The following is a 14,548-nucleotide window of genomic DNA, read 5'->3' as shown; positions in this document are numbered from 1 at the left end:
GAACTGTCCTTCCTAGATTTCGACGTCCATTTAAAAATACCTGCCGGGTTTATAAAGAAGCAGGTATTTTCTCTAGCGGGCCGGCATAGGGTTTAGGTGAGACAAGAATGAGGTTCGGGGGTGGAAATTTTGCTGCGGGCTGTTTTGACAGGGTTACTTTATGCCATGTTAGCCGGCCTGGGTATGGCCACCTTGCTGGGGTTACTGCTGTATTTTACCCCCCTTTCCGAGGGCCTGCTACCCCTGCTGGCCAGTATTATCGTGGCCCTGGCCGTCTTTTTTGGGGGCCTGCAGGCGGCAAGGATAGCCACGGCCAGGGGACTTGTCCAGGGCTTAACTGTAGGCCTGCTCTTTTTCGCAGTCACCCTGGCCATGGGCTGGAGCGGCGGGCCCCTGGCCCTGGGAGCTACCGGCCAGAAGATGGGGCTCTGTCTCCTGGCCGGGGCCATGGGCGGGGTGGCCGGTATGACTGGCCGTTAATTTAATGCCTTAAAGCTACCAGTAACCAGCAGAAGAACCCTCCTGCCAGGAGGAAAAGGCCAAAGATCAGGCGAAAACGCAGGCCCTCACGGGGAGTAAAACTGCCAGGCCACCGGGCCTGTTTTTCTTTGGATTCTTTAATGCTCATTTTTATCCCTGCTCTTTGATATCTTTTATTTTCCATTTACCTTGGTCGTTTAAAATGATAATAGTCTGGGGAACGGAAAGGGTACCCTGCCGGGCTGATACCCACTCGGCGCTTCCCCGGGCCCGGGCAGTCCCGGTTTTAAGATCAACCTCCTGTTCTTTGATCAGGAAAAAAACGAATCGCAGGGAAGGATCCTGCTGGCGGCGTTGCTGCCACTTTTGTAGAAATTGATTTTTTTGCAGCGTTATTAGCAATTCCGGGGTAACCAGGAGGGAAAGCTGGTCCTCCCTTCCTGTGGCTAGGGCCTGGTAAAACTTATAAATAATAGCAAAGGGTGCCTGCTGTTGACTGGCCGGAGCCAGGGCCGGCAGGGCAGGCTCTGCTTTGTTTTTTTCGCTAAAGGAAAACCACCCCCAGGTCAGCACTATTCCCAGAATTAAACCCCAGGCGAAATATTTACAAGCCCGCATTCTCAATCCCACCCCCATGGTTAATTGTAATGGTGGGACCGGCCTTTTATGCTAAAAAAGAAGAGAGGTTACCCCCTCATTCCTGGTGCAAAATTTTTTTTAAAAGGCGTTTCAAGAAGGACGGCAGGGGAATAAAGTAAACCCGCATGCTATTCACCTCACTCTGGTCTTGCTTCCTTAATTATAGTATTAAGGCCACGACCAAAAAGTGCATGTTACCTGGTGGCAGGCGGGTTAAACCAGCTTACGAGCCTTTCAGGGAGTTCGGCCGGGGTCACTTCGGCTGTGGTAACCGGCGGCAGGGACTGGAGGAAATGGCGGCCGTAACGCTGGGAGAGGAGGCGCTGGTCGAGGATTACCAAGGCACCGCGATCGGCAGCGCTCCGGATCAGGCGACCAAACCCCTGGCGGAAACGGATAACAGCTTGGGGCAGGCTTAAAGTGGTAAAGGGATTTCCTCCTTGAGCAGCCAGGTGTTCCGTGCGGGCGGCCAGGGTTGGGATGCCGGGAGACGGGAAAGGCAGGCGGGGAATAATGACACAGCGCAGGAGATCCCCGGGCAGGTCGATGCCTTCCCAGTAACTGTTGGCCCCCAGGAGAACAGACCGCGGTATTTGCCGGAATTCCTCCAGGAGTTGGGAACGACCGCCGTCAATCCCCTGGGCTAGGACGCTATAATCACTGCCAGCCAGCATAGTGCTCAAGATGTGGTACATATCGCGCAAGAAACGGTGGGAGGTACAGAGGATCAGGGTGCGGCCACCTACGGCAGGCAAAATCTGCGTTATCACCGGCGCAATAGCTGCGGCGTAAGCACTGTCATTAAGCTGGCCGGGGTTGGGGAGTCCCCTGACGGTACACACCAGGGCCTGGGAACGATAGTCAAAGGGCGAGGCCACCTGGCAGGTAGCTATTTGCCCGGGAGGTAACGCCGTTAATCCCACCTGTTGCTGGTAAAAATCAAAGGTATTATCAACAGTTATGGTGGCCGAGGTTAAAATTACGGCTTCTTTTCGGGCAAAGAGCAGTTCTGCCAGCAGGGGGCCAACTTCCAGGTGGGCCAAACGTAAGGTATACTGGCCGGCATTGTTTTTTTCCAGCCAGCTAACGTATGCTTCCGGGTCGGCCTCGAGAATTTCCCCCAGGTCATGGCTGTACTGGGCAAAGATGTTACCCAAATTGGTGGCATCAGCGGCCATTTCTTCAGCACCGGCAGCGAAAAGCAGTTCCGCCAGGCGTACCAGGCGACCGGCCAGGCCGTTCAGGGTTTCCTCCAGGCGGCCAAAGATGGTTAGCAGGCTGTCCCAGGCCGGCGTTTCCTTCAAGCGGGCCGTGAAACGTAAAGTGGAGTTACCCTGTTCCCACAGGGCAGCCTCACTTAATTGCGCCAGGCCATCCCAGAAGGCCTGCCATTCCTGGTGCATCCTGGCAACTGTTCCCTCCAGATCTTCTAACAAAGGTAGCAGTTCGGCGTTTCCTTCCCCGGTTAAACGACGGGCGAGGTTCCAGGCCCGGCCTAAAAAGCTAAAGGTACTACCTTTCCCTCCCAGGCGGTGGAGGAAAAAGTCACAACTGGCCTGCCTGACCGAGGTGCCCAGGTGTTCGGTGGCCGCTTCTTCCAGGTGATGGGCTTCATCAATAATGAGATAGGGATACTCGGGCAGGACCTGGTTGTTTAAGCGGACATCACTTAAAAGCAGGGAATGGTTTAAGACCAGGATACTGGCCGCCTCAGCCTCCCGCCGGGCAGCATTGACGAAACAGCTGTCATTAAAGGGACAGCTGTTACCGGCACAGGTGTCCTTTTCGGCGGCCAGGGCGAGCTTCAAGCTTTCTTCTTCCGGTTTCAGCTTCATTTCGCTCCAATCGCCGGAAGTAGTCAGCTTGAGCCAGCGCAGTACCCTGAGGATAAAGTGGCGTTCCTCTTCCCCGGGTGGCGGGTTATGCAGGTAATCCCTGATCTTCCGCCGGCAGAGGTAGTTATTGCGCCCCTTGACCAGGGCGGCCTTGAAGGTGAAAGGAAGGATATCCTTTAACAGGGGCAGGTCCTTATTCATAAGCTGTTCCTGGAGGCTGATGGTATGGGTGGCAATGGCTACCCTCTTGCCCTGGTGGCAGGCCCAGTAAATGGCCGGCAGGAGATAGGCCAGGGATTTACCCGTACCTGTTCCGGCTTCAACAATAAGGTACCGGTTCCCGGCCAGGGCCGTAGCTACGGCCCGGAGCATCTCTGCCTGCTGGGGGCGGTATTCATAACCGGCGAGTTTACCGGCCAGCAGGCCCCCTGGAGCCAGGAGGGCCGCTATTTCGTCCGGGCAAAAGTCAGGGAGTGCTGGCGGTGGTGCCGGTGTTTGCTCCAGGGCAAAGAGCCCGGTAGCGGCTACTTCTGCCGGGGTTGCCGGGATGGATTCGGCGGCCAGGGCAGCCTGGAACCAGGGTTGCAGGCCTGCCGGAGCCAGCCTGAACAGGTCGGTTAGTAGTTTTTTATCCAGGGCCAGGGTAGCCCGCCAGAGGGTATGTAACAGCTGGACGGTGGTGAGTACATCTCCCAGGGCGCGGTGAAGTTCGGTCACTTCCAGGGCGAATTTTTGGCTTAAAAACTCCAGCCGGTAAGAAGGCAGGCAGGGATAGAGGATGCGGCTTAAGGTTAAGGTATCCAGCAGGGGGCGGTGCCAGGTAGTAGAACCCACGGCCTGGTTTAAAAAGGCCAGGTCAAAATTGCCATTATGACCGGCAGGAATGGCTTCCCCTATAAAGTCCAGCAACCCGGGTAGGATTTCTGCCAAACAGGGCGCTTCCCGGACCATGGCGTCATTAATACCGGTAAGTTTCTGGATATAGGCCGGTATCGGCCGGCCGGGGTTGACCAGGGTGTGAAACTGGCCCGTTATATGACCTTTCTCCAGGCGGACGGCGGCAATTTCAATGATCTGGTCCCGGCCCGGGTCCAGGCCGGTTGTTTCCACGTCCAGCACGACATAAGTATGGGGTAGCACTTTCCAGCACTTCCTTTTGCGGGGCTAATTAGCCCAGTTTAACCAGGGGCTGGCCACTGGCGACGTTAGTACCAGTCTGGACCATTACCTCCTGGACAACCCCCCCGGCTGGAGCCTGAATTTCATTTTCCATTTTCATGGCTTCGATAATGAGCAGGACCTGGCCGGCAGTTACCTTCTGTCCTGGTTTAACCCTGACTTCTACTACCGTACCCGGTAAAGGAGATGTAACTGTGCGGTTATCCTGGGGTAAGGGGGCTCGCGGGGAAAGGCCGGCCTGGTGGACGGGAGAAGCTTTCTTCGCGGGGGGCTTCACCGCCGGGCGCAAATGCTCAACCGTCCCACCTACCTCCTCTACTTCTACACTAAAGGTTTCCCCATTAACGGTGACCTGAAAATGGCGCTTCAACCGGCCATCCGCCTCCTTTCTAACGCCAGAGAACTATGCATCAGTTCCTGCCGCCCGGCCAGGACCCAGCGATTGGCAATCCTGTTCAAGGGCCGGATGGTTGTGATTTGCCAGCCGGTTTCTGCCGGCAAATATACTGCTATGGCAGCGGTAATGGCGGCCACGATTTCCGGGGCAACTGCTTTATTTAAAACAATTTGCTGGTAAGAAACGACCATAAAATATCACCTGCCCTGAAAATAAAAACTGTTAAACGGGGAAATTACCGTGTTTTTTAGCCGGGCGGCTTTCCCGTTTGTTAAGTAAAGTTAACAGGACCTGGACCAGGTGCCGGCGGGTCAGGGCCGGGTCAATGACGGCATCCACCAGCCCCAGGCCAGCGGCTATATAAGGATTGGCAAATTTCTCCCGGTATTCGGCGATTTTTTGCCGGCGCACCTCAGGAGGGTCACTGGCCTGGCTGATTTCCTGGCGGAAGATAATATTGGCCGCCCCTTCGGGACCCATGACGGCAATTTCCGCCGTCGGCCAGGCTACCACATGATCGGCGCCCAGGGAGCGGGAACACATGGCCAGATAAGCACCGCCGTAGGCCTTGCGCAAGACCAGGGTCATTTTGGGAACGACGGCTTCAGCAAAGGCATATAGCAGTTTGGCCCCGTGGCGGATAATACCGCCCTGCTCCTGGTCGACCCCGGGTAAATAGCCGGGGGTATCGACCAGGGTCAGGAGGGGGATGTTGAAGGCGTCACAGAAACGGACGAAACGGGCGGCTTTATCGGCAGCATTGATATCCAGGCAGCCAGCCAGGTGCCGGGGTTGATTGGCGACAATACCTATAGTATACCCGGCCAGGCGGGCCAGGCCGATAACTATATTGGTGGCATATTGAGCCTGGATTTCCATAAACAGGCCGTCATCTACTACCCCGTAGATTATTTCTTTGACGTCATAGGGTTTATTGGGATCGATAGGGACCAGATGCCGCAAATTGGGGCACTGCCTGTCAATGGGGTCAGGGCTGGGCACATAAGGCGGATCTTCCAGGTTGTTGCCTGGGAGGTAGCCAAGCAAGGTCCGGATTAAATGCAGGCAATCTTCTTCTGTGGGAGTGTGGAAATGGGCTACCCCGCTTTTCATGGCATGGGTGGCAGCCCCGCCCAGCTCTTCCGGGCTTACCTCTTCGCCGGTAACGGCCTTGATTACCTGGGGCCCGGTAATGAACATCTGGGCCGTACGATCAACCATGAAAATAAAGTCCATTAATCCGGGCGAATAGACGGCACCGCCGGCACAGGGTCCCATAATGGCGGCAATCTGGGGGATAACACCGGAAGCATGGGTATTACGGCGGAAAATTTCCCCATAACCATTAAGGGCCGCCACCCCTTCCTGGATGCGGGCGCCGCCGGAGTCGTTTAAACCAATAACTGGTACTCCTGTCTTCAGAGCCAGGTCCAGGACCTTACAGATTTTGGCGGCATGCATTTCCCCTAAAGAGCCGCCCATGACGGTAAAATCCTGGGCATAGACATAAACCTGGCGGCCGTTGATGGTACCAGAGCCAGTAACCACCCCTTCCCCTGGTGTTTCCATATTTTGCATGCCAAAATCAGTGGCCCGGTGGCGGACAAACTGGTCCAGTTCCAGGAAACTGCCCGGGTCCAGCAATAACTCTATTCGTTCACGGGCCGTAAGCTTGCCGGCAGCATGCTGCCTGGCGATGCGTTCCTCACCGCCGCCGGCTAAAACTACTGCGCGCCTGGCTTCAAGGTCGGCCAGCCTGGCCTTAATATCTTCACTCAATTAAACTATCCCCCTTATTATTCCCTACCTCCTTATATTACCAGGTAATAAGGGCAGCTTGCAAGTCCTGCCTGTAAAACTTTCAACCCCTCTACCGGGCTATAGCTTGCCCTGACGCTCCCTGAAACTCCCCTGGGCAGCAAGAACAGGGTTTTGAGACATTACTGGAAATGGTTATAACCCCCGGGATTTAAAGGCAATCTCTTCCCATCGATGATGATGGTAATACCTTCCGTGGCCGGGACCACATTACCGATGGGCGTAACGGGGGTCTGGCAGGCTCTGGCTATGGCTTCCTGGACGGCAGCCACCTTGTCCGGCCGGCAGGTGAGGAGGAGTTCGAAATCCTCACCGCCGTAGAGGGCATAATCCAGGGGATCTTTTTGATAAATAGCGGCCAGCTGCCTGGTGGCCGGGGCGATGGGAACGGCAGCGGCTTCCAGGATAATGCCAACACCAGAGGCCTGGGCAAGGGTATATATTTCAGCTACCAGGCCATCGCTGATATCATCGGCTGCCGTTATCCCCCCTGCTGGCAGGGCGGCCCGGATTTCAGTTACCCTGGGGGTGGGCCGGAAGTGGCGTTCCCGGGCGAAGGCCACGGCCTCCGGTGGGGCCGGGCGGGGCGAAAGCAAGGTATCCAAGCCGGCAGCCGACCCCCCGAGATCGCCCGTTACCAGCAGGACATCTCCCGGCCGGGCGCCGCTGCGGTAGAGACAGGCCCCCTCTTCTACCCGCCCCAGGATGGCCAGATTGATCACCATGGCCCGGGGGGAAGATACGGTATCGCCACCGATTATATTGACCCCAAAACGCTGGCCGCATTCCCGTAAGCCTGCGTAAAGCTCGTCCACAAAGTCCACCGGTTGCTCCGGCCTTAAACCGAGGGAAACAAGGGCCTGTTCTGGTATACCACCCATGGCGGCAATATCGCTCACATTTACCGCCATGGTCTTGTAGCCGATTTCCCGGGCTGTAGCCGTGGCCAGGGTAAAGTGGATATCTTCCACCAGCATGTCCGTAGAGGCCAGGGTCAGGTAACCACCTTCCCCCTTTAAAACCGCAGCATCATCGCCGATACCCATAATGACTTTATCCGGGACTACAATGGCCCCGGCTTTCAGGCGTTCGATCAAACCGAACTCGCCAATAGTTTTCAGATCCAAGGCTTACTCTCATCCCCCTTTTTCTGGCTATCTATATATTGCCACAGGGACAGGACAGGCGCAAGCCTTTAGTGCTGTGGTACGGCTGGTTGGCTGCCCTGGATTTGCTTCCCAAAACTGGCGACAGCTCAGCTTTTTTGCTGTTCTGAGGCAAGCAATAGTTGCTGTAATAACGATAGAAGGTCCTGGAGGCGTTCCTTGATGAAGGCATCGTCCGGGTCCAGGTCGTGGGCGGCCCAGTAACTGGCCAGGGCCGGGGCAAAACGGCCATGGTATTCATGAATGACCCCCAGGGCCAGGCGGGCTTCCAGATCCCGGGGATCATTTTCCACCCGGCGCAGGTAGGTAAGGTATTTTTCTTCATCCTCAAGGAGGTCCTGATCAAAAAAGACGCTACCTATTTTAACCCGCCAGGTACAGGTATTATCCTGGATTTCAAAGGGACAGGTGCAACTAAAACGAATACCGCGGTTTTTTAAGGCTTTCCGGAAATAACGGCAGAAGGCGCAGCGGCCGTCATAGCCCTGGCCCTGGATAGCCAGGTCATTACCGCCCAGGTTGATGCCGGCCCAGGTGGGTATGCGCTCCCGGGTCAGGTCCAGGTAATAGGCAATCGTTTTTCTCTCCCCGGCGTGCCGGAGCTGGAAATTAATCCGGCAGGTCGTAGGGTTGCCACTGGTTCCAGTCATTATTTCTCTCCCCCATTCCTGTTACATCCTATGGCCAGGAAGGGGAAGAAATGACTAGTTCACGGAGTGGGGTTAACCCCCAGCAGGCCTGTAAGAGGGATCACCTTTTATTTCTGCAGGCAGTAAAGGGAGGGCAACCAGCCTAACTTCCCGGCCAGGGCCGGGTACTGGGGCGCTGCAGCGCCCAGGGCCACCAGCATAGCTTCCATGGCATTGGCCGCCGGGCTGAAACCCTCGAAGACGGGGGTTGTTGCCAGGAGCCAGGCAGCCCCGCGCTGGCGCAGGAGTTCCCGGTCGCCGGGCGTGGTGCCGCTGGTAATAACTACCTTACCGGTCAGAGAAATTGGTAGATGGCGACGGATAAAATGCCAGTCCCCGGCAATGATTTTGACCCTAGCAAAGAGATGATGGTAATGGGGGTGCGATTTTTCCTGGTCATGACCCAAAGGGTAAAGGTAGCCCAGGGGCAAATGGGCCAGCAGGGGCATGGTTAAATAACCCAGAATCATGAAGGTTGATAAAGGAAAGCCAAGGGGGAGTTTTAAACCAAAGGCAGCATCCCCGGCCAGGACGGGATAGCCGGCTGCCTGTAAAGCCCGGGCCAGCCAGAAGCGGTCCAGGACGGAAACTACCAGCGCCCTGCTACCGGGGGGTAAAAAAGCTAGCTGGTCTATGGCCCGGGGCTCCACCCATTGCTTCCAGCCAGAGCCGTCCACCAGGGGGGTCTCTTTAACCTGGCGGGCTAAATACCGGCCTACCGGGCAGGGATAACACCGCGAACCCAGGTTGTAGTTAAAGTTGGCGCCACCCAACCCCAGGGCATCCACCCGTCCATCCAGTTTTTTAAGAAGGCGGGCAGCCAGGTCCAGGCGGCCATTGCAGCCGCGCCGTTCCAGGAGGATTGTCTCCTGGCCGCAGTTGAGCTTTACCTGGTAATCTCTGCAATTAGTACCCAAACTGATGCTGACTACATGCTTGATAGCTACTTCGACTCCCTCGCCTGGCCCTGTAAACGTTTGACAAGGTATTCAGCCAGCACGGCGTGATCTTCCGTGGCCAGGATTGCCGCCGCGGAAGCATCGAAAAGGATAGTACCGCTGGGGGGGATTTCTTCATCGCCGGCCCAGAGAACCAGCCTTACCGGCAGGCTGGGAAAGGGATAAAGTTCAACGGCAGCATCTCCCAGGTTTACGGGCCGCCCACCAAGGGGCCGGGCGGCCTGGAGGAGGCCGGCGGGATCGTAGCCGAAGGTGCGGACCAGGGGCAAGACGGCCCGGCCATAAAAGGGTTGCTGGTAGATGAGGCCGCCGGGCAATTCCTTAAAGGAAACCCATTCACCCCGCCTGGCAACTGTCGGACCCACCAGGTAGTGGAGGATTAAAACCTGCACCCGCGGGTCGACGCTGCTGCCGTCACTGGTACTGATGGTCCCGCCGGGGCAGGATATGTGAAATACGTCACTTAAAGAGGGCAGGATTAACACCTTTTTTTCCCTATCCCAGGTAGCCCCCTTATTGACGGCTATTTCCCGGGGGTTGCCTTGTTCCAGTTCTTTGCGGGCCAGGTCCAGGGTGACATCCAGGTTATAGGGGAGGGCCAAATAAACCACGTCCTCTTTCATTATTTGCCTGGAGAGGGTGTTACCGTTACCAGGAGTTCCTTCCTGTTAATGTTTTTTCTAGAGTACCATGGTTTAAGAAAAAATAAAAGCCGGCTCATGCCGGACCGGGGTGCCTAATGTAATGGAACAACGATGCAGTTTTGTTTTTCTTCTTCAGCAGCCAGGACCCTTTGTAACTCCTCAGCGCTGACAAACCGGTAATCTACCTCTTCCCCGTTAATCCAGGTCAGCAGGTAATCCATAACCCCCGCCTCCTCCGGTGTTTTGTATACACCATCCTGTCTTCAGGATAACACCTGGAGGAGGAAAATGCAAGGGGAAAATTAAAGGTTCCTGAAAAAACCTTCATTGATGGCTTTTAAGGGATCGATATTGCTGGCCAGAGCCTCCCTCGCTGCCTTGATGGTAAGCGCTTCATCCATGTCTCTGACCCCCGCAGCTAGCAAGTTTAGTATTGCTTTATCAGTAGCCAAACGATACACCCCCATAATTCAAAGCTTGATGAGTTGATACTCGCGACTACCCAGACCAATTGTCTCAGCATATTCCAGCATGTAGAGGCCATTTACCCCTGTAAAATCATGAAGGGCTTTTTCTGGATAAACGGCTTTAATGTGCATATCTACCAGATCATAGCTTGCCTGCTCTATGGCAAGGGGATCGGTACCTGCCAATATGCCGATATCGTGGATAATCGGTAGAGGGCTCCAGGAGCGGCAGTCGCAAAAGGCAGTAATATCCACGAGGAAACTAACAAAAAAAGCTCGCCCCTTTTTATTAGCTAAGACTGCAGCACAGGATTCCACCAGTTTACGTTGCATTTCCTTATCATCTCTTGCCCAATTAACAGGTATTGCCTTTCGTGGGCATATTACCAGGCAATCACCGCAGTTATTGCAGTTGCCCTGTTCGATGAACGCTTTGCCTTCTTCAATTGCAATGGCCTTCACCTTACAAACCTCTACGCACTTGCCGCAACCGTTACAGAGGGACGTCTCAACAACGGGTTTCATGTGGGAATGGATGGCCTGTTTTCCAGGCCGAGCGATAGCTCCCATCCCCAAGTTTTTAATAATACCTCCGAAGCCTACATCATCATGACCCTTGAAATGGGTAACAACGACTAACTTATCAGCTTCGTAAATAGCTGATCCCACTTTGACTTCGCTTAAACCTTCCCGGGCCCTGGCCAGTCTGTAGTCCAGACCTTTGAGGCCGTCGGCTATAATTAGAGGCGCCCCCATGGCCGCCTGGTCGTAACCATTGAAATTAGCTGTTTCCAGGTGACAGACAGCGTTAAATCTGCCCCGGTAAAACAGGGTGTTGCAGTCCGTTAGAAAAGGATGACCACCCCTCTCTTTCACTAACTGAATAATTATTTTTAAGAACTGCGGTCTGAGCACTCTGGTATTACCTAGCTCACCAAAATGGAGTTTGATGGCAACTAGGTCACCTTCTGCAATTACCTTATTTAAACCCGCGTGGTTACATAGCCTTTTTAACTTGTCGAGGACACTATCGCCTCGTGTTCCTTCGAGGTTAACAAAAAATACCTCGCCGCCCATATCCAGTCACCATAGTATTGGATTAATTTATGGACAAAAGCCGATGAGCGTTTCGTCATCGGCCTGTCATTCTAATGAAGTATTGCCTACTTCCATCCTTCAAAAGAGTTCACATTCTCCCTATCTACAATTGCCAGGGGGGTCCAGTAAATCTCTTGCTTTATTTCGTGCCCTTCCAAAACTTTCAGGGCAAGAATTAAACCACCTTTGCCGAAAAGGTAGGGCGACATAGCCACTGAGGCATCTAATTCTCCTTTGGCTATGGATTTACGGGCATCATCGATAAAATCAACGCCAACCACTGTTACCTGGTCTTTCTTACCAGCTGCCTTGAGGGCCTCCACAGCGCCCAAAGCCATAACATCATTGGCACAAAAGATACCCTTTAAGTCGGGGTGGGCCTGAATAAGGTTGGCCGCTATATTATAAGCCTTTTGCCTGTCCCAGTTACCCGGCTGGATTGCCACCAGGGTAATATCTTTGTTACCTTCAAAGGCTTTCTTAGCACCTGTTTTGCGGGCCTCACTCTGGGCTGCACCGGGGAGCCCTTCAATTATCGCCACTTTGCCAGCACCTATTTTTTTAATTATATACTCGGCACCCAGTTTACCCTGATCTTCAAAATTGGAGGTAATAAAAGCCTGGACCCTGGCCCCAGCTCTGGTAGCTGCTTCCTGGTCTACACTGGTACCCACTGCGACTACCGGTATGCCTTTTTTTGTGGCTGCAGCAACGCCGGGGACCAGGTTAAACGGTGTAATAGCCGAGATAGCAATGGCGTTATAATCTTTGCTAACAATGGTTTTCAGGGTTTCCAGTTGAGAATTTACATCATCTTCTTTGGGGGCGGACATCACATCTACTGTTACGCCATATTCTCTGGCTGCATCTTCATACCCTTCTTTCACAGTAACCCAAAATGGATTGGCCAGGGTAATTAACAGGGCAGCAATTTTATATTTTTGCGAGGCTTTGGGAAGGGGTTGCAGGGATTTTAGGAGCTCGGCTTCCGCTTCTTTAAAGGCTTTATTATTCACAGTTGCCGGGGGTTGGGTATTGGCGGTTTGGGGGTTGTTATTCGCAGTTCCCCCTTTGCCTGAACAACCCGCTATACCTATCAATAGGACAAATACTAACGCGAATGCCAAGAACTTCCGCATACTTAAAGTCTCCACCCTCTCTTTTTGAATATATTTATCACCAAACAAGTATACCTGTTGGCGGCCCTTCTTTAAGGCCCCCATTTTATTGTTTTATTGATTATTCCGGGTTAGAAAAGAATTCACCTCCTCTAAACTGGCCTTGAAGCGGGCACCCAGCTGGGTGCACTTGATTGCCCCGCAAGCGTTAGCAAATTCCAGCGCCCGTTGTCGCCCCATCTCCTGGCAGAAATAGGCATATATTAGCCCTGCAATAAACGCATCCCCCGCTCCTGTCGTATCGATAGCTTGGATGTTAAAAGCCGGGGCAAATATGCTTGTCTTATCTCCCAACCACCAAATTGCTCCTTGGGTGCCACAGGTAGAAACTATTCCTTCAGTGGGCCGGTAACGCTGGTAGAGCGTCTGGCCGGCAACCTGCGGGTCCTCAACTCCTGTGAGTTCAAAGAGTCCCTCCCGGGACATGCAAAGCAGATCGCAAAGAGAGATCATCTCCTCAATTTTTGCCATGGTTACCCGGCATAGTTGCATAAAGGAGGGGGCGCACTCCAGGTTGAAGACGACTCTAACGCCCAGCTCGCGGCTGAGACGGGCCAATTTAAGGGCAGGCCGGCCGGGGAACATGTCTGTATAAAAGACCTTTACTCCCTGTAACATTTGGGGAACTACCTCATCTTCCGCCAGGTCTAACAAGCTATCGCCCAGGTGGCAGAAAATAGCCCGCGCACCATTTGGAGCCAGCGTTACGAAGGTGTGAAGGGTAATACCGCCGGGACGGGTAAAGAGGTATCTGGCGCATACACCTGACCTGACTATATCTTCCCGGAAGGCTTCTCCGTATTTGTCGTCGCCAATTTTAGCTACCAGGCTGGTGTCCACTCCCATCCTGGCCAGGGCTACCAGAACGTTGGCGCAGCTTCCTCCCGGAAAGAGGCTCTCATAATGGACAAAAGCAAAGCCGTCTTCCCGGGGTAAACTCTCACATTGCAAGACAATATCCATTGCGGCAGTACCCAGCCCTAGTACTTTCATCCAGTAGCAATCCCCCTAGCTTGCCTGTTTTAGTTTTCACTGCCCCGGGTATTTAGCACGCGCGCCCCCAATCAGCTTAGGGCGCGTACGCGCTGCAACTATCCGGGCACCACCAATATATTCATTAGCCAGGAGCAGCGGCTTCACTACCGGTTTCAAATGCATTCCGATCATCGTTAAGCCAATGTCAATGCCCAAATCCGCTGTAATACTCTCTACCACTACCGGATTCTTAAAAAAATGTTGGTAAGCAACAGCGGCAAAGGTTCCCCCCGCTTCCGGGACGGGAATAACACTTACCTCTACCAGCCCTTTTTCCACCATTAATTCCCGCTCAACTATCAATGCCCGATTCAAGTGCTCGCAGCATTGTACAGCCATCTGTATTTCGGGAGGACAAAATTCCCAGATAGCCCGGCAGATAACTGCGGCCAGGTGAGGGTCGCCGGTGGTATCTTCACGGCGTCCTTCAACGCGGCTGATACTGCACGAAACCACGAGGATGGTACCCGGGTTATAAGTGCCAGGGGTAATAAGTTCCTTAAGAACTTCCCGCGTCTGAAAGTAAATCTGCTCATCCCTCGCCATATTTTTTCCTCCTGAAATTATTCTCAATAACCATTTCGATAAAGGCGCCTATCCTGACACGCAGGTTTTCCCGATCTAAAGTAGAGTAGTCTGTTTCCAATTGCAAAAACGGCAGCCCAAAATGGTTTTTGATTAAATCTGCCACAAAATAGGACTCTATATTATAGGTGTGGCAGGCTCGCCAGGTTAAATCTATTACACCATCAACCTGGAAGTCTCTCACCATCTGTCGGAGGAGTTCTAACCTTCTCCCGTTAGGGGACATAATTGAACATGGTATTTTAAGATATTTTTCAGCGAGAAGCAGGAGAGGGTCGCGCTGGTCGCTTTCATCTATCTTTAAACCGACTGTCTTGTAACCGCTACAGTTTTCCATAGCCACCACTAGCCCACCGCACTCTTCGACCAAGGCGACCAC

Annotated in this window: 18 protein-coding genes; 1 reads left to right on the top strand and 17 read right to left on the bottom strand. The window is 53.8% G+C overall.

Annotated elements, in window-relative coordinates:
• Positions 1 to 120 precede the first annotated feature (120 nt).
• On the top strand, positions 121 to 480 hold the full coding sequence (locus MOST_RS12430; RefSeq protein WP_161952846.1) for a TIGR04086 family membrane protein: 360 nt from the start codon (positions 121 to 123) through the stop codon (positions 478 to 480).
• Position 481: 1 nt separating this feature from the next.
• Here the strand turns inward: MOST_RS12430 and MOST_RS17325 are convergent, their stop codons facing one another.
• The 17 genes from MOST_RS17325 to MOST_RS12360 form a co-directional block, all read right to left on the bottom strand.
• A complete protein-coding gene (locus MOST_RS17325; protein WP_157049504.1) occupies positions 482 to 628 on the bottom strand; it encodes a hypothetical protein in 147 nt (48 codons plus the stop codon).
• A 2-nt stretch (positions 629 to 630) separates the two neighbouring features.
• Positions 631 to 1,098 (bottom strand): hypothetical protein, encoded by a 468-nt coding sequence (locus MOST_RS12425; RefSeq protein ID WP_054937617.1) that lies wholly within the window; start codon positions 1,096 to 1,098, stop codon positions 631 to 633.
• Between the two features lie 215 nt (positions 1,099 to 1,313).
• Complete coding sequence (locus MOST_RS12420; protein WP_054937616.1) at positions 1,314 to 4,094, bottom strand: helicase C-terminal domain-containing protein; 2,781 nt, start codon at positions 4,092 to 4,094, stop codon at positions 1,314 to 1,316.
• A gap of 28 nt (positions 4,095 to 4,122) precedes the next feature.
• Positions 4,123 to 4,503: a biotin/lipoyl-containing protein gene (locus MOST_RS12415; RefSeq protein WP_054937615.1), complete on the bottom strand. Its 381-nt coding sequence runs from the start codon at positions 4,501 to 4,503 to the stop codon at positions 4,123 to 4,125.
• Complete coding sequence (locus tag MOST_RS12410) at positions 4,500 to 4,721, bottom strand: hypothetical protein (RefSeq protein ID WP_054937614.1); 222 nt, start codon at positions 4,719 to 4,721, stop codon at positions 4,500 to 4,502. The genes MOST_RS12415 and MOST_RS12410 overlap by 4 nt, the downstream gene beginning before the upstream one ends.
• A gap of 31 nt (positions 4,722 to 4,752) precedes the next feature.
• Complete coding sequence (locus MOST_RS12405; protein ID WP_106007174.1) at positions 4,753 to 6,309, bottom strand: acyl-CoA carboxylase subunit beta; 1,557 nt, start codon at positions 6,307 to 6,309, stop codon at positions 4,753 to 4,755.
• A 161-nt stretch (positions 6,310 to 6,470) separates the two neighbouring features.
• Complete coding sequence (gene thiL, locus MOST_RS12400) at positions 6,471 to 7,475, bottom strand: thiamine-phosphate kinase (RefSeq protein WP_054937613.1); 1,005 nt, start codon at positions 7,473 to 7,475, stop codon at positions 6,471 to 6,473.
• Between the two features lie 128 nt (positions 7,476 to 7,603).
• The gene (locus MOST_RS12395) at positions 7,604 to 8,164 is read right to left on the bottom strand and encodes a tetratricopeptide repeat protein (RefSeq protein WP_054937612.1); all 561 of its coding nucleotides are present in this window, start codon (positions 8,162 to 8,164) and stop codon (positions 7,604 to 7,606) included.
• Positions 8,165 to 8,271: 107 nt separating this feature from the next.
• Positions 8,272 to 9,126 carry a DUF8754 domain-containing protein gene (locus MOST_RS12390; RefSeq protein ID WP_489676597.1) on the bottom strand — a complete coding sequence of 285 codons (855 nt, stop codon included), beginning with the start codon at positions 9,124 to 9,126 and terminating at the stop codon, positions 8,272 to 8,274.
• A gap of 20 nt (positions 9,127 to 9,146) precedes the next feature.
• Positions 9,147 to 9,764, bottom strand: a complete 618-nt coding sequence (locus MOST_RS12385) for a DUF3786 domain-containing protein (RefSeq protein WP_161952845.1) — start codon at positions 9,762 to 9,764, stop codon at positions 9,147 to 9,149.
• A gap of 134 nt (positions 9,765 to 9,898) precedes the next feature.
• Entirely contained in the window at positions 9,899 to 10,027 is a 129-nt protein-coding gene (locus tag MOST_RS18290) for a hypothetical protein (RefSeq protein WP_269085219.1), read from the bottom strand.
• Positions 10,028 to 10,108: 81 nt separating this feature from the next.
• A complete protein-coding gene (locus tag MOST_RS17320) occupies positions 10,109 to 10,258 on the bottom strand; it encodes a hypothetical protein (RefSeq protein ID WP_157049503.1) in 150 nt (49 codons plus the stop codon).
• Between the two features lie 18 nt (positions 10,259 to 10,276).
• Positions 10,277 to 11,350 carry a DUF362 domain-containing protein gene (locus tag MOST_RS12380; protein WP_054937609.1) on the bottom strand — a complete coding sequence of 358 codons (1,074 nt, stop codon included), beginning with the start codon at positions 11,348 to 11,350 and terminating at the stop codon, positions 10,277 to 10,279.
• An 86-nt stretch (positions 11,351 to 11,436) separates the two neighbouring features.
• Positions 11,437 to 12,510, bottom strand: coding sequence for a sugar ABC transporter substrate-binding protein (locus MOST_RS12375; RefSeq protein WP_161952844.1), 1,074 nt, complete (start codon positions 12,508 to 12,510; stop codon positions 11,437 to 11,439).
• 93 nt (positions 12,511 to 12,603) lie between these two features.
• Positions 12,604 to 13,542 (bottom strand): carbohydrate kinase family protein, encoded by a 939-nt coding sequence (locus MOST_RS12370; RefSeq protein ID WP_054937607.1) that lies wholly within the window; start codon positions 13,540 to 13,542, stop codon positions 12,604 to 12,606.
• Between the two features lie 36 nt (positions 13,543 to 13,578).
• On the bottom strand, positions 13,579 to 14,130 hold the full coding sequence (locus MOST_RS12365; protein ID WP_054937606.1) for a TIGR01440 family protein: 552 nt from the start codon (positions 14,128 to 14,130) through the stop codon (positions 13,579 to 13,581).
• Entirely contained in the window at positions 14,117 to 14,548 is a 432-nt protein-coding gene (locus MOST_RS12360; RefSeq protein WP_054937605.1) for a 2-hydroxyacyl-CoA dehydratase family protein, read from the bottom strand. Before MOST_RS12360 ends, MOST_RS12365 begins: the two co-directional genes overlap by 14 nt.

The organism is Neomoorella stamsii (assembly GCF_002995805.1).
GTDB classification, from domain to species: Bacteria; Bacillota; DSM-521; order Neomoorellales; family Neomoorellaceae; genus Neomoorella; species Neomoorella stamsii.
The sequence above is the reverse complement of the archived record's forward strand: the minus strand, read 5'-3'. Positions and strand labels throughout refer to the sequence as shown.